This window comes from Actinophytocola sp. (assembly GCF_050699915.1).
Classification (GTDB): Bacteria; Actinomycetota; Actinomycetes; order Mycobacteriales; family Pseudonocardiaceae; genus Actinophytocola.
Map to the genome: position 1 here is coordinate 1 of NZ_JBOHGA010000109.1, position 20,022 is coordinate 20,022.

A 20,022-nucleotide genomic window follows, 5' to 3' on the forward strand; every position below is an offset into this window, starting at 1 on the left:
GGTTCTACAACCGCCACCGCCGACACTCCACCCTGGACTGGATGAGTCCCGTAGAGTTCGAAACCATCACCCGCCCGTCGACCCTCATCTCCTCACTGGCGAGTCCGTGAAACGGGGTCAAGATCAAACATCGCGAGCCCGACCGCGACGCTGCCGACGATCGCGAGCGCGTGGTGCGCGTGCGCACGATATCCAGCGACCGGCGCCGACCATGGCGCCGGTCTGCCAGGACAGCCAGCCGAACGTGTTGTCCACGAAGGACACCCGGATCAGCAGAATGCTCACACCGGCCGCGATGAGCGCCGCGCCGGCATAGTCGATCCGTAGTCCGGGCGGCGGATCGTCGGCTGCCCCAGATCGGCGTGCTCGCTGTCGCGGTCAGCAGGGTCGCGGTGACCACCCAGCTGTACTGGGTCTGTGAGCCGTCGAGCGAGCCGATGATCAGCGGCAGCGCGGTGGACTCCACGGTCGAGCTGATCATCGCGACGAACAGCACCAGCAGCAGCCCGGACAGCGACTCCAGCACCTGCCGGTGCGGCATCGGTTCCGCGGTCGCATCCCCTCGGTCATGCGCGTCCCCTGAACAACTATTGCTCAATGTGCAAAATTGCACAACAGGAACCTAGCACGACCGTTAGGGTGAGCGCCGTGGAGTCCGTAAGCACCCTGCGTGAGCGCAAGAAGGCGGCGACCCGGCAGTCGCTGCACGCCGCCGCGCTGCGTCTGACGATGGCGAGCGGGCTGGACAGCGTGACCGTCGAGGACATCGCGGACGAGGTCGGCGTGTCCCGACGGACCTTCTCGAACTACTTCGCCAACAAGGAGGACGCGGTCCTGCACGGCGACCGCGAGCGGACCAGGGCGCTGCTGGACCTGGTGCGCGCGCGGCCGGCGGCCGAGCGCCCGTGGCCGGCGCTGCGGCGCGGTGCCGCGCAGCTCTACGGCGAGCTGACGTTGCCCGACCCCGCGTGGGTCGGCCAGCTGCGGCTGCTGCGCCGGCACCCGTCACTGCTGGCCCGGCAGGCGGCGGACCAGATCGAGCTGGAGCGCGAGCTCGCCGGCGTGCTGCTCGCTCGCGGCGCCGGGGACGATCAGTCCGACCAGGAGCTGGCCCGCCTCATGGCCGCCACGTTCCTCGCCGCCATCCGCACCGCCGGCGCCCTGTGGTTCGACTCGGCCGGCGAGCGCCCACTGCCCGACCTGGTCGACGGGCTGCTGGACCGGGTGCGCTTCCGCTAGCCGACGACATCCCGGTCACCAGGACTTTCGCAACCTCAGGCGATGTCCTCGTCCGGCCGGCGGTGGTAGCTGTCGACGTACTCCTGCTGGGACAGCTGGCGGATGGCGTCCATCACCTCGTCGGTGACCGCGCGGCGGGCGCGCAGGTTGCGCTCGGTCACGCGGGAGAAGTCCAGCGGCTCGCCGAACCGGACGCCGACCGGGGCGTGGCGCGGGATCCTGCCGCCGCGTGGCATCAGCCGCTCCGTGCCGAACAGCGCGACCGGCACCACGGGCGCGCCGGCGGTCAGCGCCAGCACGGCGACGCCGGTGTGCCCGCGGTAGAGCCGGCCGTCGAGCGACCGGGTGCCCTCGGGATAGATCGCGAACACGCCGCCGTCGTTGAGCACCTTCTGACCGGCGTTGAGCGCGGCGAGGCCGGCGTGGGCGTTGCCGCGCTCCACCGGGACGAAGCCGAGCGCGTCCACGAACGCCGCCATCAGCTTGCCGCGCACGCCACGGCCGGTGAAGTACTCGGCCTTGCCCAGGAACCGGACCTGCCGGCGGACGACCAGCGAGATGACCGCCGTGTCGAGCACCGCCCGATGGTTCGCCGCGATGATCACCGGACCGGTGGCCGGAAGATGCTCGAGGCCCTCGACGCGTGGCCGGTACACCACCCGCGCGAGCGGCGCCAGGACGCGGCGGACGAACTGGTTCAGCAAGGCCCTCTCCCGGTCTCGTGGAACCGGGTCAGGATAGGCCGACACCTACCAGGTTCACTGCGAAAACGGGTCGTCCGGCGCGCGGGATGCTCGCGGGGGTGCGCCGCACGCCGGACGACGGCGGTGGGCTCTGGGGCTCAGGACCGTTCGGCACGTGGGTCGATGACCTCACGCGTCGGGGCGGTCCTCCTCTTCGGACGGCACCGGCATGTTCTGCTCCTGCAGGTCGGCCGGGTCCGCCTCGACGTCCACATTGGGCGTCACCACCGATTCCGGCTCGTCGCCCAGCTCTCGCCGCTGCTCCAGCACATCCGCTTCGTCGGCGAGGTCCTCCGGGTTCACCGCGGCTCCCCGGACCACTGCAGCAGCGCGATCGTCATCGTCAACGCGCGCCGCACGGTTTCCAGCCCGGTCAGCGGATCCAGCTGTCGCACGGCGAGATCCAGCTGGATCTGCGCGTCCTCCGGACAGCCGTTGAGGTCCGCGAGCAGCGCGCGGATGGTGGCGCGCACCTGCGGTTCGAGCTCGTCGATCGTCACCGAGTCGTTGGTGCCGTCGCGCAGGTCCACAGCGAACGCCGGCTGCTCGTCCGGGCCCACGCTCTCCCGCACCGCGTTGGCGCCCACCTGGATCAGCTCCGCGACCACGCCGCGCACGTACGGCCTGAGCCCGTCCTCCTGCTGGTCCACCACGCTCTCCAGCGCGTCCGTCAGTCCATCCGAGTCGCTGTCGAGTACACAGTGGACGAGTCGGTGCGCGGTCACCTGTGCCGTGGATCCGTCGCTGCGCATCGGTCGTGCTCCTTCCCGTGCGGTCCAGTGCGGAGTGCCCGCCGGCGCGGGTACCGAAACCGTATGGCGCGGCACCCGGCGCCCGGCAGCGCCGTTCGTCGGTCGAAACGGACACACCGCCCGCCGGGTCCAAGATCAGGCACAAACACGCCCGGTCGCGGGTTTCGTTTCGCCCGCCACGGGCTACTCACGGTCTGTAGTCCCGGTCCTTCACACCGGACGAGAGGTGCAAGCCGTGGATACCAACAGCTACGTGACGTTCTTGCTGGTCGGTGCTCTGCTCGTGCTCGTCGACGGCCAAGTCATCTACCGCAACGGCCGCAGGTTCCTGCAGCAGTCCGCGCCCAACGCGTCCGCGGAGTCGCTGACCAGGCTCGTGACGGTGCTGTTCCACCTCGTGGTGCTCGGCGTGCTGGCGCTCATCTCCACGGTCGACGTGCCAGCCGACACGCCGGTCGAGAGTGTCGTGGTTCGGCTCGGCGTGGTGCTGATCATCATCGGTATCGCGCACTGGGTCGCCGTGGTCGCGCTCGGCAGGATCCGCGACCGCCAGGAGTTCGACGAGTTCAACCACGAGCGGGAGGCCCGCCGGATCGCGAACGAGCACGCCAACGCGGCTTACCCGGCGCAGGCGACCGACGCGGCCAGCTCGCCGTACATCGACAGCCCGTCCGCCTCGGTCCACCGCCAGGATCCGTATCCGCCCCGCGTCTAGAACTAGAACAGCGCGCTGACCGACTCTCCGTTGTGGATCCGGCGCATCGCCTCGGCGAGCGCGGGCGCGATGGAGAGGACGGTCAGCTTCGCTGTCTGTTCGGCGACCGGCACGGTGTTCGTGCTGACGATCTCGAGCACGTCCGGCTGCTCGCCGATCCGCTTGAGCGCGCCGGCGGCGAACAGGCCGTGCGTGCACGCGACGCGGATCGAACGCGCGTTCTGCTCGCGCAGCCGGTCGAGGAGCTCGAGCACCGTGCTGCCCCGGGCGATCTCGTCGTCGAGAACGATCACGTCGCGGTCGGTCACCTCGCCGATGATCGAGCTGATGGTGACCCTGTCGTCGGCGAACCGCTGCTTCGCACCGGCCGCGACCGGGACGCCGAGCAGGTTCGCGAAGTGCGCCGCGGGCTTGGCGTTGCCCAGGTCGGGCGAGACGACGACGGTGTTGGTGAGGTCGTAGCCGCGGAAGTGGGCGGCGAGCTCGCGCAGCGCGTGCAGGTGGTCGACCGGGACGCTGAAGAACCCGTGCACCTGCGGGGAGTGCAGGGTCATCGCGAGCATCCGGTCGGCCCCGGCCGCGACGAGCAGGTCGGCGACGAGCCGCGCACCGATGGAGATGCGCGGCGCGTCCTTCTTGTCCGACCGCGCGTAGGCGAAGTGCGGCATGACGACCGTGGTGCGCGCGGCCGACGCACCCCGGGCGGCGTCGAGCATGAGCAGCAGTTCGACGAGGTTCTCCTGCACCGGCACGACGAGCGGCTGGATGATGAACACGTCGCGCTCGCGGCAGTTCGCCTGGAGCTGCACCTCGAGACAGTCGTTGGCGAACCGCGTCACGCGGACGGGCTCCAGCGGCACCTCGAGGTGCGCGCAGATCTCGGCTGCCAGCTCCGGATGCGCACTGCCGCCGAACACCGCGATCTCCCGCACCCGCACTCCCCTGCTCGACGCCCAGCCGCCGAGCAGATGCTACTGGTCGCCTTGACCAGCGCGTTCAGAACGAGGTCGGCAGGGCCGGGTGGCGTTGGACCTGCAGCGCGGTGCGCACGACGAGCTCCTTGTACAGCGCGGCGAGCCGGCCCGTCAGCACCGCCTCCCTCGGGGTGTCGTCGGCTCGGACGAACTGGATCAGGCCGTCCTTGCGGCCCAGGCTGATGCACTGGTTCACGTACCGGAAGCGCATCGGCTTCGGGTCGCGGCCGATGGCTCGGGCCCGGATGGCGCGGACCGCGGCCTGCGCGACCGGCAGTCCCGTCGCGCACGCCATCCGCAGCTCCTGACCGCTCGGCAGGCGCACCGCGGCGGCGTCGCCCACGCCGTAGACGTCGTGGTGGGACACCGAGCGCATCGTCCCGTCGACCAGCATGCGGCCGTGCTCGTCGACCGCCAGGCCGGTCTCGCGCGCCAGCGCCGGCGTGGTGAAACCAGTTGTCCACACGACGAAGTCGGATGGCACATGCTCGCCGTCGGCCAGCACGACGCCGTCCGCACGCACCTCGCCCACCTGCGACGAGTCGCGGATCTCGATGCCCAGCCGGGCGAACGTGCCGCGCAGGTGCCGCCGGCCCCGCTCGGACAGCCGCGAGCCGAGCTCGTCCGCGGTCAGCAGCCGCACCTTCAGGTCCGGGTGCGACTCCGCCAGCTCGGTCGCCGCCTCGATCCCGGTCAGTCCGCCGCCGACTACCGTGACCGTGCCGCCCTCGGCCACCCGCTCGCGCAGCCGCGCCGCATACTCGGCACCCGCGACCGTCAGAGCGAGCTCGGCCACGCCGGGCACCGACTCCAGGTCCGCCTGACTGCCCAGTGCGTAGATCAGCGTGTCGTACCGGATTGGCTCTCCCCCGGCCAGCTCGACCGTCCGCGCGCCGGCGTCGATCCGGGTCACGCGGTCCACCACGAGCCGCACGCCGGTGCCGCGCAGCAGGTCGGTGAGCTTGCGCTCGCGCAGCTCCTGCCCGGCGGCGACCTGGTGCAGCCGCACCCGCTCGACGAACCCGTCCCGCTTGTTCACCAGCGTCACCTCGGCGTCCAGCCGGCGGGCGGCGAGGTTCGCCGCGAGCTGTCCCGAGTATCCGGCGCCCAGCACCACGATGTGAGTCATCGCGTTCTCCCTCCTGTGCTCGCCAGGTTGACTGCGCAGCGCGCCGGTTCGTGACATCACATGACGGCGACGCCCGTCACACCGGTTCGGTACGGTCGGCGGGAGATGTGAGGAGGACGCGACCATGCGAGTCGTCACCGACACCGCCCGCTGCGTCGGCTCGGGGCAGTGCGTGCTCACCGATCCCGCCGTGTTCGACCAGAGCGACGAGGACGGCACGGTCCTGGTGCTCGTCGAGCACGTCGAGGGCGAGCGGCTCGCGGCCGTCGAGGAGGCCGTCGAGATGTGTCCGAGCCAGGCGATCTCCCTCGCGGACGACTAGAACCGCACGATCGTCCGGCCGCCCTGGCCGAAGTGGTCGAACGCCTCGTTCACGCCTCCGAGGTCGGTCGTGTCGGTCGCGAGCGCGGCGAGGTCGAGCCGGCCCGCGGCGACCTCGCCGAGCAGCCGCGGGATGTCGACGTCGGGGTCGGACGAGCCGAAGACGCAGCCGTGCAGCGTGCGGCCGAACCAGTACAGCTCGAGCGCGTTGAACTCGACCTGGCTGGTCCTGCTGCCTACGCCGATCACCGTGACCGTGCCGCCGCGCCGGCTGCTCCCCCACGACGCGCGGATCGTGGCCGGCAGGCCGACGCAGTCGAAGGCGTGGTCGGCTCCGCGGCCGCCGGTGAGCCCGCGGACGGTCTTGCTGGTCTTGTCGTCGGCGACGATGAAGTCGGTGGCGCCGTGCACTCCGGCGAGCTCGGCCTTCGACTCGCTGATGTCCACGCCGATGATCGGCCCGGCGCCGGCCGCGCGCGCCGCCTGCAACACGGACAGCCCGATGCCGCCGAGCCCGATCACGACCACGGACTGGCCGGCCCGGACCTCGGCGGTGTTGTGCACCGCACCGTTGCCGGTCAGCACCGCGCAGCCGAGCACGGCGGCCTGCTCGAGCGGGATGTCCCGCGGGATCGGCACGACGCCCTGCTGCGGCACGATCGTCTCCTCGGCGAACGCGCCGGTGCCCAGCCCCGGATAGATCGGGGTACCGTCGCCGAAGGTGCCGTACGGGTGGGTCGCGCGCTCCTCGGCGTGCACGCACAGCCACGGCTCGCCCTGCTCGCAGAACCAGCACTCGCGGCAGGCAGGCGCCCAGTTCAGCACCACCGGATCGCCGACCGAGACGCGGTCGACCCCCTCCCCGACCGCGACGACCGTGCCGGCGCCCTCGTGACCCAGCACGGCCGGCATGTCCAGCGCGAGGGTGCCGTTCGCGAGCGAGAGGTCGGAGTGGCACACCCCCGCCGCCGCGACCCGCACCCGCACCTGGCCCGGGCCGGGTTCCCCCAGCTCGATGTCACGTACTTCGAGCGGCGCACCTTGGCGCATCAGTACCGCAGCCTTCACCATCGGATGTCCCCTTCCCCAGTCGCCACCTTCGCAGCGTAAGGCCTGCCGCGCTCACCTCGATCCTCGACGTTACTGGAGGTTCGAATGGAAGACCCTGGTGCGGCCGGCGCAAACGGAGCACCCGATCGCGCGAATTCGAAGTCGCCCTCTGAATGGCAACCCCTGCCGGCACGTCTCCGTTCGGCCCGCTGCTCGCCCCGAAGGACCTAGCTCGAAGTCGGCCGGGTTGTGGACAACCTAGGCGGCGTCGTGGAAGACCAGGCCCAGTGTGTGGCGGCGGCCCGACCGGATCACGGACACGCCGTGGCGCATCGGGGCCGTGGACCAGCCTCGGGACGAGCGGACCGGGCGGTCGCGGGTGGTGAAGACCAGGCCGTGGCCCTGCGGGATCAGCGTCGAGATCCCGCGCGACTGGGCCCTCGGCCGCTGCTCGACCATCAGGAACTCGCCGCCCGTGTGGTCCTCGCCCGGGGCGTTCAGGTTGATCACCACCTGCAGCGGGAAGACCTTGTCTCCGTACAGGTCCCGGTGCAGCGCGTTCCAGTCGCCCTCGGTGTAGCGCAGCAGGATCGGCGTCGGTCGGGTCTGGCCCGCCTGGTGACACTCGGCCAACCACTCCGACAGCGTGTCCGGCCACCGCGCGGACCAACCCAGCTTCGCGGCCCAGTCGCGCGCGATCGGCAACAGCCGCGGGTACAGCTCCGCACGCAGTGACTCCACGAGCGGCGGCACCGGATACGCGAAGTAGCGGTACTCGCCCCGGCCGAACCGGTAGCGCGCCATGTCGATCGTGGCGCGGAACCGGTCCGGCTCGTCGTACAGCGCCGCGATCGACGCGCACTCCTGCTCGCTCAACAGCCGCGGCAGCAACGCACACCCGTGCTCGTCGAGCTCCGCCGTCACGGCCGCCCAGTCGGCGTCCACCCTCACGCCGCCTCCAAGGTCAGCAGGGCCTGCTTCGCCGCCGCGCCGCCGACGTAGCCGCCCGACGTACCGTCCGACCGAACGACCCGATGGCAGGGCAGCACGACCGGCACCGGGTTCGTGGCGCACGCCGTCCCGACCGCCCGCACCGCGCGCGGACTCCCCGCGGCGGCGGCCACCTCGGCGTAGCTCTCGGTCCGCCCGTAGCCGATGTCGGCCAGGTGGCTCAGCACGGCCCGCCGGAACCCGGTCGCGAGCCGCAGGTCCAGCGGCACGTCGAACGTCCGCCGCCGGCCGGTGAAGTACTCGTCCAGCTGCCGAACCACGGCGTCGAGCCGGGCCGGCGCGTGCAGGATCCGCGGGCTCACGCGCTCGGCCAGGTCGGCGAGCGCCGCGTCGTGGCCGGTCGTCGAGTACACGATCCGCAGCAGCCCGGCCGGCGTCGCGGCCAGCAGCAGCGAGCCGACGGGCGTGTCGACGGTGCGGTACGCGACGTCCAGGATGCCCTCCCGCTCGGCGTCCGTCACGAGCCGCGCACGCAGTCGCGCGGGCACGTCTGCCGGCAGGTCGGCGAAAAGCTCAGTCATCGTCCTCTCCCCTCGGGTACGTGGTGCGCAGCCGCTTGATGCCGTCGGCCGCGGCCCGCCGGGCGGCGTCGGTGCTGCCGCCGGTGATGGCCGCGACCTCCTGGTACGGCAGGCCGGCGAGGTGGTGGTAGGCCACCGCCTCGCGCTGCTTGCGGGGCAGCGCGGCGAGCGCGTCCCACAGGTCGCCGTCCCAGTCCTCCGGCCGGCCCCCTCGGGTCGGCCGGTCCGGCACCTGGCCGACTGCGACGGGTCGCCGGGCCGCAGCCCGGTGCACGTCGACGGCCTTGCGGTGCGCGATGGTGACCAGCCAGGCCTCCACGTTCGCGTCCGCCGGCAGGTCCGGGTAGGCGCGCAACGCGGAGAGGAACGTCTCCGACCAGGCATCCTCGGCGTCCGCCCGGCCGAGCACCGCCCGGCACACGCGCAACACCATCGGCCCGTACTCGGCGACGATCTGCTCGAAAGGTCTCACACCACGTAGACGCCCGGGTCCCACGAAACGTGAGACTGCCACGTCATGTCCACAGTGGAGCAGCTACCGGGGTACGCCGAGGCCGCCGGCGATGTCCAGCTGCTGGCCGGTGAACTCGCCGGTCAGCATCGGCATCGCCGTCGCGATCGCGGCCTTGGTCTCGGGCAGCTCCAGCGACGCGGTGTGGTGCTCCTCGCTCAGCCACACCTCGTACACCCAGACCAGGTCCGGCTCGTCCGCCGAGGTGCCCACGACGTAGAGGTCGCAGCCGGCCGCGCGCAGCCCGTCCTCGCCGTCGAGCAGGAGGGCCACCACGTCGTCGCGGTGGCCCGGTTTCGTCCGCATGGTCGCCAGATATCCGTATCGCACCCGGCCACCCTGCCATGCTCCGACCGCGTGCGATTGGACGAACCCGTCAGGTGAATGATGCGCAGGAATATCCGATTTTGCTCACCGAGAAATGCTTGCGCCCGAATTCACAATGTCTCGTCGAACAGCGCCAGCTGGATGTCGCGCGCCTCGGTGAAGTGAGTGATGGCGCTCTTCTCCGCGCCGTCACTGTCCCGAGCCTCGATCGCGTCGACAATTGCGCGGTGCTGGTCATTCGAGCGTTCCCAGCGTCCCGGTGCCTCCAGCGTGCCGGCCGGATAGCGGACCAGGTGCAGGTCCAGCCGTTCGAGCAGGTCGATCAGCGACGTGTTGTGGCTCGCCCGCCAGACCGCGGTGTGGAACTGCCGGTTGGCCCGGACCATCGCGTCGATGTCCTCGGTGGTCAACCCGTCCAGCCGGCCCATCGCGCGGCGCAGCAGGATCAGATCGTGTGAGTTGCGTCGCTCCGCCGCCATCCGCGCCGCGGTCCCCTCCAGCGCGATCCTGGTCTCGTAGATGTCCAGGACCTCCTCCGGACTGCGCTCGCGGACCACCAGGCCCCGGTCGTTGCGCTCCACCAGCCCGTCGTGCTGCAGCTTCGACAACGCCTCCCGTATCGGCGTGCGGCTCACCTCGCACCACTCCGCCAGCACCGACTCCACCAGTTGTTGACCCGGCATGAGATCGCCCGCGCGAATCGCTTCCTTCAGACGCTGGTACGGCGTGATCTTGTGGACCGGTTCTGGCAAACGTGCGGCGGAACGGCCAGATCTCGCGTTGGCCATGACCCGATCTCCCCATTCCCCAGTTTTTTCCCACTCGTCGGCGACGACGAGTAACCCAGTACGGGCATTGTTTGCCTATTTCCGCTAGTCGTCAACGTGCACGCTCACTGACCGTACTCCGACAAGGCACAGATGCCGCCCAGACGAGGGGTTGAGAGAGCGACCGGCACCCGTGCGCAGACGGACAGTAGAACGGGCTCGCCGGTAGCGTCCGGGTCGTCGGCAACCGACCATGAGGAGAAGCGATGACCCGAATCGCGTTCGTCGGGCTCGGCACTATGGGGCTGCCGATGGCCGCCAACCTCGTCCGGGCCGGGCACGAGGTCGCCGGGCACAACCGAAGCCCGGGCAGGACCGCCGCGTTCGCCGAGGCGGGCGGCACCGCGGCCGACTCGGTGGTCGACGCGGTGCGCGACGCCGAGGTCGTGGTCACCATGCTGCCCGACTCCCCAGACGTCGAGGCGGTCGTCCTCGGCTCCGACGGCGTGCTGGCCGCCGCCGGACGGGGCGCCCTGCTGATCGACATGAGCACGATCGCCCCGGCGACCGCGCGGACGGTCGCCGAGCGGGCCGCCACGGCCGGCATGCGCGCGCTGGACGCCCCGGTCAGCGGCGGTGAGCAGGGCGCGGTGGACGGCACCCTGTCGATCATGGTCGGCGGCGCGGAGGCCGACTTCGAGGCCGCGCTGCCGCTGCTGCGGGCGATGGGCTCGACGGTCGTGCACGTCGGTCCGGCCGGCGCGGGCCAGACGGTGAAGGCGGCGAACCAGCTGATCACGGCCGGCAACCTGGGTCTGCTCGCCGAGGCGGTGGTCTTCCTGGCCGCACACGGCGTCGACCTGGCTCCGGCGATCGAGGTGATCGGCGGCGGGCTGGCCGGGAGCAAGATCCTCGACCGCAAGTCGCCGGCCATGCTCGACCGGGACTTCGACCCGAGCTTCCGGATCGACCTGCACCACAAGGACCTCGGCATCGTGCTCGAGTCTGCCCGCGCGGCCGGCGTGGTGACCCCGCTCGGCGCGACCGTGGCCCAGCTGATGGCCGCCGCGAGGTCCCAGGGCCACGGCGAGCTCGACCACGCCGCGCTGCTCCTGGTGATCGAACGACTTTCCGGTCGATAGTCCACTGTAGACATCCGGAACACGAGATCAACCGCCGTCCCGGCCCACGGTGCGGCGACGGTGCTGGACGGCCAACACGACCACGCGCAGCGCGATGCCGAGCAGCAGGAGGTTGCCGACCATCTGGACGGTCACGAGGACGCGGGCCGCCTGCGTCACCGGCGCGATGTCACCGAAGCCGACGGTCGCGAAGACCGTGACCGTGAAGTACAGGGAGTCGGTACGGGTCAGCGGGTCGGTGAAGCTGTCGGGGACGTTGTGCGCCACCAGGAAGTAGACGTTCGCGAACGTCAGCAGGAACAGCGGGAGCGTGATCGCCAGCGCCTGGACGCCCTGGAGCGTGGGGTGGTCCGAACGCAGGATCGCCCCGCCGGCTGCCGGGTCTTCGCCCGCGCCGGGTGATCTCAGAACACCTCGAGGCAGCGCGGCTCTTCGTCGTGGAGGAAGGCCAGTGACGCCCGGGCGAGCGTGCCGGGGTGGCATTCGCGGACCCGGCCGGCGGCGGCCAGCGTGCTCAGCCGGGCCCCGCCGAGGTAGGCCGCGCCCAGTGTCGACACGTCCAGCGCCAGGTCGGCGTCGTCGTCGGTGCGGGTGACCTCGGCCCGCCCGTCCGGTCCGACCAGCAGCCGCCACCGGCCGGCGTTCCACGGACACAGCTCGTCGTCCACGGCCAGCACGACGTCGAGTGGCATGAGGAACCTTCTGGCCATCAACGCCTGGTCGACGTCGACCAGGCGCACCCAGAGCGCGTCGAACATCGTGCGGACGGCCGCGCGCGGGTCGGCGAGCATGTGTACCAGCGGCTCGTCGACGCCCAGCCGCAGCACCACCTCGCCCACGAGGTCGATGTCCAGCAGGTACCTCAGGATCGCCGCGTACGCCTCCGGGGTGGTGGCCGTAAGGGTGTGCACGTACACCGTCGAGCGCGGCCCGCGGTCCTGCCAGTTCAGCTTCGTGCGGTAGACGGCGAAGGCCTGCGGGTGGACCGCGAAGCGGTACCCGGTCTGGCCGTCCCGCCGCTCCGGCCCGTCGAACAGGTAGTACTCCCAGGAGGTGTCGGTGCGGTCGAGGTGGCCGGCGCGGGTCTGCCACACCTTGTCGTAGATGTCGCGAACGAGGGGCAGCGCCCGCTCGCGCGGCAGCTCCCGAACCGGCGTGGGGTCGACCGCGACGTCACGGCGGAACGCGGTGCCGCGTGGTAGGGCCAGCCGGGCGTACTGCGTGCCGAGCCCGTAGCCGTACCGTCCGTAGATCGCGCCTTCGGACGCCCACAGGATCGCCAGCGACTCGCCGGTCTCGTGCAGCAGCTCCAGCTGTGCGCGCATGATCCTGCTCAGCACGCCCCGCCGGCGATGTCCCGGCGCGACCCCGATCGACGTCACCGCGCCGGCCCGCACCGGGTCGGCACCGGGCAGGGCGATGCGGCGGCTCAGGAGCTCGCCGGTGCCGATCATGGTCTCGCCGTCGAACACCGCATGGCTGCGGGACGGCTCGAACACGACGCGTTCCTCGTTCAGGAACTCCTCGCTGGAGTCGGTCAGGAACGCGCTCGCGAGCACCTCACTGAACGCGGACAGATCCTCGTCGGTCAACGTGCGGATCGTGAGCTGCTCGTCCCCTTGGGGCGGTTCGGCCATTTCGCCTTGATACGCGGGCACGGTCGATCGCGCGACCCAATTTGTCGTGTTCGAGAGGAGGTCGTCAGCCGTCCTGGGCGAACTGCTCCGAGCCGACGACTCGCAGCAACTCCAGGTAGTCGATGCTCGGGGTGCCGGGCGGCGCGGTGTAGACGAGCAGCCGCTGGTCCTCGCTCGGCGTCAGCAGGATCTCGCAGTAGAGCGAGATCGGCCCGAACTCCGGGTGCAGCACCCGCATCCGGCTGTGCCGCGGTACGGCGACCTCTTGCAGCTGCCAGAGAGCGGTGAACTCCTCGCTGCTCGCGCTGAGCCGTTCGACCAGCGCGGTGGCGTCGGCGTCGTACCCGCGGCGGGCCACGGCCGCGCGCAGGTCCGCCCACCAGGACGTGGGCCTGGTGGTCCCGCTCGTTCGCGGTCAGCCGCAGCGCGCGGGCCAGCGCCGCGAGCACCTGGGTGGACGGCTGCGGGCCGCGAGCCTGTTCCAGGCGCATCAGGTAGTCCGCGGAGATCCCGGCGAGCTGGGACACCTCCTCGCGACGCAGGCCCGGGGTGCGCGGCCGCGGCCCGCCGGGCAACCCGACCTCGTGCGGGCGCAGCCGCTCCCGCGATCGGCGCAGGAAGTCGGCCAGTTCGCGACGGTCCATGACAGCAATGGTCTGTCCGCCGACCACGGTGCCGGCCCGCGCGGCGCGGTGCCAGCCTTCCCGTCCGGACAGGGCAGCGACCTCGCCGGGGTCGTGGCCGCGGGGGTCTACCCACTCGCGCAGGTGCGCGACGCCTTCCGTGAGCTGGAGCGCCGGCACACCCATGGCAAGATCGTGCTGCATCCTGAGCACCCGGCTACGACGTCGGCTTGTCCTCCATGACGGGAAGTTCGGCCATGACGACGGTCCCGCCGCCGGGCGGACTGACGACGTGCAGGCGGCCGTGGAGTGTCTCCACCCGGTCGGTCAGGCCGCGCAGACCGGAGCCCGCGGCGGGGTCCGCGCCGCCGACGCCGTCGTCGGTGATCTCGATGACCGCGGTCGGGCCGGTGCGTCGCAGCCGAACGGTCACGGCACTGGCGTGGGCGTACTTGGCCACGTTGGCGAGCGCCTCGGACGCGACGAAGTAGGCGGCGAACTCGACGGCCTGAGGCAGCCGGGAGCCGGGGTCGCACTCCACCGTGGTCGGCACCGCCGACCGGGTCGCCAAGGCGTCGAGGGCGAGGTCGAGGCCCTGGTCGAGGGCGGCGGGATGGATGCCGCGGGCGAGCTCCCGCAGCTCGGCCAGCGACTGCGCCAGCTCGTCGCTGGCCGAGGTGACGAGTTGCTCAGCACCGTCGGGGTTCTGCCGGATCTGGCGCTGGATCAGGGAAAGCTGCATCGCGAGGGTGACCAGACGCTGCTGGGCGCCGTCGTGCAGGTTGCGCTCGATGCGCCGTCGTTCGGCGTCGCCCGCGGCGATGATCCGCTCCCGGGATCTCTCGACCTCGGCCAGGCGTTGCTGTGCCTGGGCATGCAGATGCTGGTTCTCCAAGGCGATCGTCGTCGCCGCGCTGACCGCGGCGACCAGTTCGGGGTCGTCGTCCAGCGAGCTGTCGTAGCCGAGCACGGCCACCTGCCGGCCGTCGCGCTCGATGCGGGCGACCGACCGGTTCTCCGGGCCGGGCAGGCTGACCGGGCGGCCGTCCAGGTCGGCGTAGCCACCGCCCGGTGTCGGGTAACCCACCACCAGGTCCGGATCGCCGATCGCCTTGGCCAGCGCGCCCCGCAGCTCGTCGGTCCGCATCGTGCGCAGGCTGTGGAACAGGTCGGCCAGCCCGCCCCGCGCCAACCGGGAGCGCAGCAGGCCGAACAGGAACACGACGGGCACGGTCAGCAGCGAGCACAGCGCCACCCACAGCAGCAGCATGGACTTCTCGCCCGTCAGGAACTGGTCGACGAGCAACCAGCCGAACAGCAGCAGGCAGCCCGCGCCGGCGGCGGCCGGGGCCAGCGCTCGCCGGCCGGGCGCGGAGGCCGATCGCCATCGCGCGGCCACCACGACGGCGGTGCCGACGACGGCGCCGAGCAGGGTGACGCGCTGCGCGATGTCGATGATCTCGGCGGTCCGCGCATGGGGCCAGATCGGGACCGGGTTGCCCTCGGAGTCGGCGAACACCACGTACAGCGAGGCGAGGAAGGCCAGCTCCACCGCGACCGCGCCGGCGAGGATCCGGTCCGCCCAGGTCCGCACCCGGCCACCGGTCAGGAACGTCAGCACGAGCAGCACGAAGAAGAAGATCCACAGGTCCGGCATCCAGTGCGCGACCGCCTGCGCGACCGGCCAGTCGAGCTGGCTGGTCAGCGGGCTGACGAAGAAGGCGAAGCCGGTGAGGGTCATCAGCAGACCGCTGCGACTGTCCGGCCGACGGCGCCAGGCGACCAGCCCGCACGCCGCGAAGGACCCGCCGATCAGCCGGAACGCGACGTCGATCGCCGCGACGACGGCACCGTTCGGGAACAGGACCGGCACGAGCGCGCCGAACTCGGCCGCGACGACGAGGACCCACAACCCGATCCAGAAGGCGGGACCGTGTTCGACCCCGGCGAACCAGCGGGTATGTCGTCTGGCGACAGCGGCACCGGCGGTTTCGGCGACCATGACCCGTCCTGGTGGGTGTCGACTGGCTCCACGCCCCCGAACTCACCACGGTAGCCCTTTGTGGACCCCGAAGACGAGGGTTGACCCTGTAGTGGCCGAGAACGTTCTGCTGCGACGATCGCGACATGGTCCCTCGGGTGCTGATCGTGGACGACCACGCCGCGTTCCGGTCGTTCGCGCATCGTGTCCTGGTGGCCGACGGGCTCGCCGTGGTCGGCGAGGCGGCGGACGGCGCGGCGGCGATCGAGGCCGCCCCGCGGCTGCGCCCGGACGTGGTGCTGCTGGACGTGCAGCTACCGGACATGGACGGCTTCGCCGTGTCCGAAGCGCTGGTCGCGCAGGACGACGCGCCCGCGGTGGTCCTGGTGTCCAGTCGCTCCCGGGCCGACTACGGGGCACTCGTCGACACCTGCGGCGCGGTCGGGTTCATCGCCAAGGCGGCGCTGAGCGGTGACCGGGTGCGCCGGCTGCTCGCGGGCGGAGCCTGACGATGCCCGACCCGGAGCTCGTCGAGGTGCGTGCCTCCCGCGCCCGGATCGTCGACGCGACCGACGCCCTGCGCCGCAAGCTCGAGCGCGACCTGCACGACGGTGCCCAGCAGCGGATCACCTCGGTCGTCCTGGCTCTCGGGCTGGTCGGCAGAACGCTCGACGGCACCGCACCGGGCGACACGGCCGAGCTCGTCGCCGAAGCCACCGCCGAGCTGAACCGTGCCCTGGCGGAGCTGCGGGAGCTGGCCCGCGACCTCTACCCGGTGCTGCTGACCGACGCCGGGCTCGGGCCGGCACTCGCCTCCCTCGCCGACCGCTGCCCGGTGCCCGTCGTCATCTCCGACGTGCCGCCGGGACGGCTGGCCGGCGCGGTGGAGCGGACCTGCTACTTCGTCGTGTTCGAGGCACTGAGGAACGTGGCCGTACACTCGTTCGCTACCCGAACCGAGGTCGCGGTGCGCGAGCTGGGAGGTCAGGTGAGGATCCAGGTGTCCGACGACGGCGTCGGAGGTGCCGACCCGGGCGGACCGGGCCTTCGCGGCCTCGCCGACCGGGTGGCCGCACACGGCGGGCGGCTGTGGGTGGACAGCGAGCGCGACGGCGGTACCCGAGTGATGGCCGAGCTGCCATGCGCGTGATGATCGCCGACGACGCGGTGCTCTTCCGCGAGGGACTGGCGCGGGTGCTCACCGACGCCGGGTTCGAGGTCGCGGCCCAGGTCGGGGACGCGGGGTCGCTGCTGGACCGGGTGCGCCGGGACCCGCCGGACGCGGTCGTGGTCGACATTCGGATGCCGCCGACCCACACCACCGAGGGCCTGGACGCGGCGCGGACGCTGAACGAGCACCACCCGGACGTCGGCGTGCTGGTGCTGTCGGCACATGTCGAGCCGCACTTCGCGCTGCAGCTGATCGAGTCGGGCGCGCACGGCGCCGGGTACCTGCTCAAGGAGCGGGTCGCCGACCTCGACGAGCTGACCGACGCGGTCCGCCGGGTCGCGGTCGGCGGGCTCGTGGTCGACCCGTCCGTGGTCGCGCAGTTGGTCGGCCGCAAGCGCACCCGTAGTCCGCTGGACGAGCTCACCGGGCGCGAGCGGGAGGTGCTGCAGGTGATGGCCGAGGGCCGCTCCAACCAGGCCATCTGCCAGCGCCTCTACCTCAGCCCGAAGACCGTCGAGGGCTACGTGCGTTCGGTGTTCACCAAGCTCGGCCTGGAGCAGGGCTCCGACGACAACCGGCGGGTGCTCGCCGTCCTGACCTATCTGCGTGGCTGAGCCGGACAGCCGGACAGCCGGATGGCCGGACCCGTTCCCGGGTCCGGCCACCGACATCTCGAGTGATCAGGCGTCGCGCCGCCTGGCCACCGCGATCGCGATCGCCAGCAGGCCGCCGCTCACCGCGGCGAAGTAGCCCAACGCCAGCCACGGTTGTTCGGTGAGACCGAGACCTTCCGGCGTCTGCCCGGCGAGCACGAACTGCTTGGCGGCCTGGAACGGCAGCCAGGTGACGATCGACTCGAACCCGGGGATCAGCGCGAGCAGCTGCTCGACCATCATGGCCCACGTCAGCACGATCGCGACCGCGCCGGCCGTATGGCGGACCAGGACTCCCACCGCGACGGCGAAAACGGCCGCCACCAGGTAGACCAGGCCGGCCCCGCCGGCCTGGCGCCATTCGGTCGCGCCGTGCAGCGCGAGGTCGGCGCCCGGCATCAGCACCAGGCCGGCCGCCCAGCTGCCGAACGCGGTGACCAGGCCGATGAGTCCCGCGACGGTCGAGACGACGACGGTCTTCGCCAGCAGGGCCACGGTGCGGTTCGGCACCGCAAGGAACGAGGTCCTGATCATGCCGACGGAGTACTCCGAGGTCACCGCGAGGGTCGCCATGACCATGATCACGGCCATGCCGAGGCCGTAGCCCAGCTGGGTCGACGTGATGCCGGAGAACCCGGCCTCCTCGCTCATGGCGATCGACGCCACGCCGATCGTGGCGACCACACCGAACGCGGCGCACCACCACGGGGACCGCGTCGAGGTCAGCTTGATTCGCTCAGCAGCGATGACGGACATGACGGGTCACCTTCCTGTGCCGGCGAGTGCGGCGGGTCGGGTTCGGTTGCCGGTGGTGTATTCGACGTCGTGCCCGGTGATGTGCATGAACGCCTCCTCGAGCGAGCCCTGGTGCTGCGCGAGCTCGTGGAGCGCCAGCCCGTTGCCCGCGGCGAGGTCGCCGATCCGGTCGGTGTCGGCGCCGGCGACGATCAACACCTGCTCGCCGTTCGATGCCGCCTGGACATCCATCCCGTGCCGGATCAGGACCTCGGCGAGCTCGAGGAGCTGCGGGCTGCGCACCCGCACCGACGAGCAGGTGGCGCTCTGGACGAACTCCGCCGTCGAGCTCTGGGTGATCAACCGGCCGCGCCCGATGACCACGAGCTCGGTCGCCGACAGGGCCATCTCGGGCAGCAGGTGACTGGACACCAGCACGCTGCGCCCCTCGCCCGCCAGCCGCTGCATGAACTCGCGGATCCACACGATGCCCTCCGGGTCCAGCCCGTTGACCGGCTCGTCGAACAGGAGGATCCCCGGGTCGCCCAGCAACGCGCCGGCGATGCCGAGCCGCTGGGACATGCCCAGCGAGTACGCGCCGGCCCGGCGGTCGGCGACGTCGGTCAGGCCGACCAGGTCGAGCACCTCGTCGACCCGGCCCGGTGACAGCTTGTTCGACCGGGCCATCCAGCGCAGGTGAGACCGCGCCGATCTGTTGGGATGCACCCACTTCGCGTCGAGCAGGGCACCGACCGTCCGAAGTGGATGGTCGAGGTCCTGGTAGCGCCTACCGTCGATCAGCGCGTGACCCGAGGTCGGGCGGTCCAGCCCGAGGATCATGCGCATCGTCGTGGACTTGCCGGCGCCGTTCGGGCCGAGGAAACCGGTTACTCGCCCGGGGTGGATGTTGAAGGACAGGTCGTCGACGGCGAGCGTCGGCCCGTAGCGCTTGGTGAGGCCGCGGGTTTCGATCATGAGCTCCTCCTCTTTCGGATCGCGGTGCGTCGGTGTTCTCCACTGTCGGCATCGCGTTCCGGAGAGGGCAGCGGGCCAGCCCTGTGTCGCACGGGGAAAACCCTGACGGGACATGGGGTTCGCCCGCTGTCCGCGGCACCGGACCAGGTCGCACCGTTGACGGGATCCCGGCCCCTCAAGGAGGACCTCATGTCAGCCATCGCCGCGTGGACCCGTCAGCACCGCCTCATCGCGTTCTTCGGGCTCACACTCGTCCTGTCCTGGTGGTCGTGGCCGTTCTACGCCGTCGGCCTCGCCCCGGTGCCGTTCTTCGCCTGCGGTCCGTTGGTCGCGGCACTCGTCGTCATCGGCCTCGCCGAGGGCCGGGCCGGCTACCGCGACCTGCTCTCCCGGCTGACGCGCTGGCGGGTCGGCTGGACGTGGTGGGTCGTCGCGCTCGCCACCCCGCTCCTGGTGCTGGCTGTCGCAGCCGCGGCGAACGTGACGTTCTGGGACGCGCCGGTGCCCGATCTGGCGAGCATGGCGTGGGCCGACATCGGGTTGCTGTTCGCGCTCCGGTTCGTCAACCCGCTCGACGGGCCCCTGGGCGAGGAGCCGGGCTTCCGCGGCTACGCCGTGCCGCAGCTGCAGCAGCGGTGGTCCCCGCTGCGCTCCGCCTGCCTCCTCGGCGCGTTCGCGGCGCTGTGGCACCTGCCGATCATCGTCGTGGGCGAGCTGCAGCCGATCGCCATCGTGGTGACCTTCGCGATCACGTTCGTGTACGTGTGGTTGTTCAACCACACCCGCGGCAGTGTCCTGCTGGTCCTCGCCTTCCACGTGGCGCAGGGCACGGTCAGCTACGCGGCACTCGGCTTTACGGGCGCCGACGCCGACCGCATGGACTGGCTCGCCGGCGCCCTCTGGCTCGTGATCGCCATCGGTCTGGTGACGCTCGACCGCCGAGCGTGGCGGAACGCGCCGCCGGCGGCGATCCCGTCCGTCTCCGCCGAGCGAGTGTCGGTCTGACCGGCCGGTCTCACGGACCCGCCCGCCACCGGATATCCGG

The 20,022-nt window shown here is 71.5% G+C and carries 25 protein-coding genes and 2 pseudogenes; 8 read left to right on the forward strand and 19 right to left on the reverse strand.

The annotated features are described in order from the left end of the window. Positions 1 to 125: 125 nt before the first annotated feature. Positions 126 to 541: pseudogene (locus ACRDSK_RS19460) on the reverse strand (hypothetical protein); the annotation flags it as partial. A 107-nt stretch (positions 542 to 648) separates the two neighbouring features. Here ACRDSK_RS19460 and ACRDSK_RS19465 point away from each other — a divergent pair. After that, complete coding sequence (locus ACRDSK_RS19465; protein ID WP_431442565.1) at positions 649 to 1,239, forward strand: TetR/AcrR family transcriptional regulator; 591 nt, start codon at positions 649 to 651, stop codon at positions 1,237 to 1,239. 35 nt (positions 1,240 to 1,274) lie between these two features. Here the strand turns inward: ACRDSK_RS19465 and ACRDSK_RS19470 are convergent, their stop codons facing one another. The 3 genes from ACRDSK_RS19470 to ACRDSK_RS19480 all read right to left on the reverse strand — a co-directional run bounded on the left by ACRDSK_RS19470 (position 1,275) and on the right by ACRDSK_RS19480 (position 2,734). Then, positions 1,275 to 1,943, reverse strand: coding sequence for a lysophospholipid acyltransferase family protein (locus tag ACRDSK_RS19470; protein WP_431442567.1), 669 nt, complete (start codon positions 1,941 to 1,943; stop codon positions 1,275 to 1,277). 168 nt (positions 1,944 to 2,111) lie between these two features. Beyond that, positions 2,112 to 2,285, reverse strand: coding sequence for a hypothetical protein (locus ACRDSK_RS19475; protein WP_431442569.1), 174 nt, complete (start codon positions 2,283 to 2,285; stop codon positions 2,112 to 2,114). Further along, positions 2,282 to 2,734, reverse strand: a complete 453-nt coding sequence (locus tag ACRDSK_RS19480; protein WP_431442571.1) for a hypothetical protein — start codon at positions 2,732 to 2,734, stop codon at positions 2,282 to 2,284. Before ACRDSK_RS19480 ends, ACRDSK_RS19475 begins: the two co-directional genes overlap by 4 nt. Before the next feature lie 235 nt (positions 2,735 to 2,969). Between ACRDSK_RS19480 and ACRDSK_RS19485 the strand changes: the two genes are divergently transcribed. After that, positions 2,970 to 3,449, forward strand: coding sequence for a hypothetical protein (locus ACRDSK_RS19485; RefSeq protein ID WP_431442573.1), 480 nt, complete (start codon positions 2,970 to 2,972; stop codon positions 3,447 to 3,449). 2 nt (positions 3,450 to 3,451) lie between these two features. Here ACRDSK_RS19485 and ACRDSK_RS19490 read toward each other — a convergent pair whose 3' ends face one another. Further along, entirely contained in the window at positions 3,452 to 4,381 is a 930-nt protein-coding gene (locus ACRDSK_RS19490) for a ribose-phosphate diphosphokinase (protein WP_431442575.1), read from the reverse strand. Positions 4,382 to 4,445: 64 nt separating this feature from the next. Next, positions 4,446 to 5,552: an NAD(P)/FAD-dependent oxidoreductase gene (locus tag ACRDSK_RS19495; protein ID WP_431442577.1), complete on the reverse strand. Its 1,107-nt coding sequence runs from the start codon at positions 5,550 to 5,552 to the stop codon at positions 4,446 to 4,448. A 124-nt stretch (positions 5,553 to 5,676) separates the two neighbouring features. Here ACRDSK_RS19495 and ACRDSK_RS19500 point away from each other — a divergent pair, with 124 nt between their 5' ends. After that, positions 5,677 to 5,874 carry a ferredoxin gene (locus ACRDSK_RS19500; protein WP_431442579.1) on the forward strand — a complete coding sequence of 66 codons (198 nt, stop codon included), beginning with the start codon at positions 5,677 to 5,679 and terminating at the stop codon, positions 5,872 to 5,874. Here the strand turns inward: ACRDSK_RS19500 and ACRDSK_RS19505 are convergent. From ACRDSK_RS19505 to ACRDSK_RS19530, 6 genes are all read right to left on the reverse strand, one after another. Continuing rightward, positions 5,871 to 6,944, reverse strand: coding sequence for a Zn-dependent alcohol dehydrogenase (locus tag ACRDSK_RS19505; RefSeq protein WP_431442581.1), 1,074 nt, complete (start codon positions 6,942 to 6,944; stop codon positions 5,871 to 5,873). The genes ACRDSK_RS19500 and ACRDSK_RS19505 overlap by 4 nt on opposite strands. Positions 6,945 to 7,181: 237 nt before the next feature. Then, positions 7,182 to 7,874: a 2OG-Fe(II) oxygenase gene (locus ACRDSK_RS19510; RefSeq protein WP_431442583.1), complete on the reverse strand. Its 693-nt coding sequence runs from the start codon at positions 7,872 to 7,874 to the stop codon at positions 7,182 to 7,184. Next, entirely contained in the window at positions 7,871 to 8,455 is a 585-nt protein-coding gene (locus ACRDSK_RS19515; RefSeq protein ID WP_431442585.1) for a methylated-DNA--[protein]-cysteine S-methyltransferase, read from the reverse strand. The genes ACRDSK_RS19510 and ACRDSK_RS19515 overlap by 4 nt, the downstream gene beginning before the upstream one ends. Further along, the gene (locus ACRDSK_RS19520; protein WP_431442587.1) at positions 8,448 to 8,927 is read right to left on the reverse strand and encodes an RNA polymerase sigma factor; all 480 of its coding nucleotides are present in this window, start codon (positions 8,925 to 8,927) and stop codon (positions 8,448 to 8,450) included. Before ACRDSK_RS19520 ends, ACRDSK_RS19515 begins: the two co-directional genes overlap by 8 nt. 63 nt (positions 8,928 to 8,990) lie before the next feature. Beyond that, entirely contained in the window at positions 8,991 to 9,272 is a 282-nt protein-coding gene (locus ACRDSK_RS19525) for a putative quinol monooxygenase (RefSeq protein WP_431442589.1), read from the reverse strand. A 131-nt stretch (positions 9,273 to 9,403) separates the two neighbouring features. Then, on the reverse strand, positions 9,404 to 10,081 hold the full coding sequence (locus ACRDSK_RS19530; RefSeq protein WP_431442591.1) for a GntR family transcriptional regulator: 678 nt from the start codon (positions 10,079 to 10,081) through the stop codon (positions 9,404 to 9,406). Positions 10,082 to 10,326: 245 nt separating this feature from the next. Between ACRDSK_RS19530 and ACRDSK_RS19535 the strand changes: the two genes are divergently transcribed. After that, entirely contained in the window at positions 10,327 to 11,202 is an 876-nt protein-coding gene (locus ACRDSK_RS19535) for a 2-hydroxy-3-oxopropionate reductase (protein WP_431442593.1), read from the forward strand. Positions 11,203 to 11,229: 27 nt separating this feature from the next. On the opposite strand, the gene ACRDSK_RS19540 is transcribed toward ACRDSK_RS19535, so the two are convergent. The 5 genes and pseudogenes from ACRDSK_RS19540 to ACRDSK_RS19560 form a co-directional block, all read right to left on the reverse strand. Next, positions 11,230 to 11,685 carry a potassium channel family protein gene (locus ACRDSK_RS19540; RefSeq protein WP_431442595.1) on the reverse strand — a complete coding sequence of 152 codons (456 nt, stop codon included), beginning with the start codon at positions 11,683 to 11,685 and terminating at the stop codon, positions 11,230 to 11,232. Beyond that, positions 11,607 to 12,839, reverse strand: a complete 1,233-nt coding sequence (locus ACRDSK_RS19545) for a GNAT family N-acetyltransferase (RefSeq protein WP_431442598.1) — start codon at positions 12,837 to 12,839, stop codon at positions 11,607 to 11,609. Before ACRDSK_RS19545 ends, ACRDSK_RS19540 begins: the two co-directional genes overlap by 79 nt. A gap of 64 nt (positions 12,840 to 12,903) precedes the next feature. Beyond that, positions 12,904 to 13,197, reverse strand: coding sequence for a hypothetical protein (locus tag ACRDSK_RS19550; protein WP_431442600.1), 294 nt, complete (start codon positions 13,195 to 13,197; stop codon positions 12,904 to 12,906). 97 nt (positions 13,198 to 13,294) lie between these two features. Further along, positions 13,295 to 13,666, reverse strand: a pseudogene (locus ACRDSK_RS19555) (helix-turn-helix domain-containing protein); the annotation flags it as partial. 13 nt (positions 13,667 to 13,679) lie between these two features. After that, a complete protein-coding gene (locus ACRDSK_RS19560) occupies positions 13,680 to 15,464 on the reverse strand; it encodes a sensor histidine kinase (protein WP_431442602.1) in 1,785 nt (594 codons plus the stop codon). Positions 15,465 to 15,589: 125 nt separating this feature from the next. Between ACRDSK_RS19560 and ACRDSK_RS19565 the strand changes: the two genes are divergently transcribed. Genes ACRDSK_RS19565 through ACRDSK_RS19575 form a run of 3 tightly spaced genes read left to right on the forward strand, consistent with a single transcriptional unit; the run spans position 15,590 to position 17,228 of the window. Then, the gene (locus ACRDSK_RS19565) at positions 15,590 to 15,952 is read left to right on the forward strand and encodes a response regulator (protein WP_431442604.1); all 363 of its coding nucleotides are present in this window, start codon (positions 15,590 to 15,592) and stop codon (positions 15,950 to 15,952) included. 2 nt (positions 15,953 to 15,954) lie between these two features. Continuing rightward, positions 15,955 to 16,593: a sensor histidine kinase gene (locus tag ACRDSK_RS19570; RefSeq protein ID WP_431442606.1), complete on the forward strand. Its 639-nt coding sequence runs from the start codon at positions 15,955 to 15,957 to the stop codon at positions 16,591 to 16,593. After that, complete coding sequence (locus ACRDSK_RS19575) at positions 16,584 to 17,228, forward strand: response regulator transcription factor (protein WP_431442608.1); 645 nt, start codon at positions 16,584 to 16,586, stop codon at positions 17,226 to 17,228. The genes ACRDSK_RS19570 and ACRDSK_RS19575 overlap by 10 nt, the downstream gene beginning before the upstream one ends. Before the next feature lie 66 nt (positions 17,229 to 17,294). Here ACRDSK_RS19575 and ACRDSK_RS19580 read toward each other — a convergent pair whose 3' ends face one another. Together ACRDSK_RS19580 and ACRDSK_RS19585 are read right to left on the reverse strand one after the other, a co-directional pair. Continuing rightward, positions 17,295 to 18,023, reverse strand: a complete 729-nt coding sequence (locus ACRDSK_RS19580) for a hypothetical protein (RefSeq protein WP_431442610.1) — start codon at positions 18,021 to 18,023, stop codon at positions 17,295 to 17,297. Positions 18,024 to 18,029: 6 nt separating this feature from the next. Then, positions 18,030 to 18,977 (reverse strand): ATP-binding cassette domain-containing protein, encoded by a 948-nt coding sequence (locus ACRDSK_RS19585; protein ID WP_431442612.1) that lies wholly within the window; start codon positions 18,975 to 18,977, stop codon positions 18,030 to 18,032. Positions 18,978 to 19,166: 189 nt separating this feature from the next. On the opposite strand from ACRDSK_RS19585, the gene ACRDSK_RS19590 reads away from it, so the two are divergent. Beyond that, positions 19,167 to 19,982, forward strand: coding sequence for a CPBP family intramembrane glutamic endopeptidase (locus ACRDSK_RS19590; protein WP_431442614.1), 816 nt, complete (start codon positions 19,167 to 19,169; stop codon positions 19,980 to 19,982). Positions 19,983 to 20,022 lie beyond the last annotated feature (40 nt).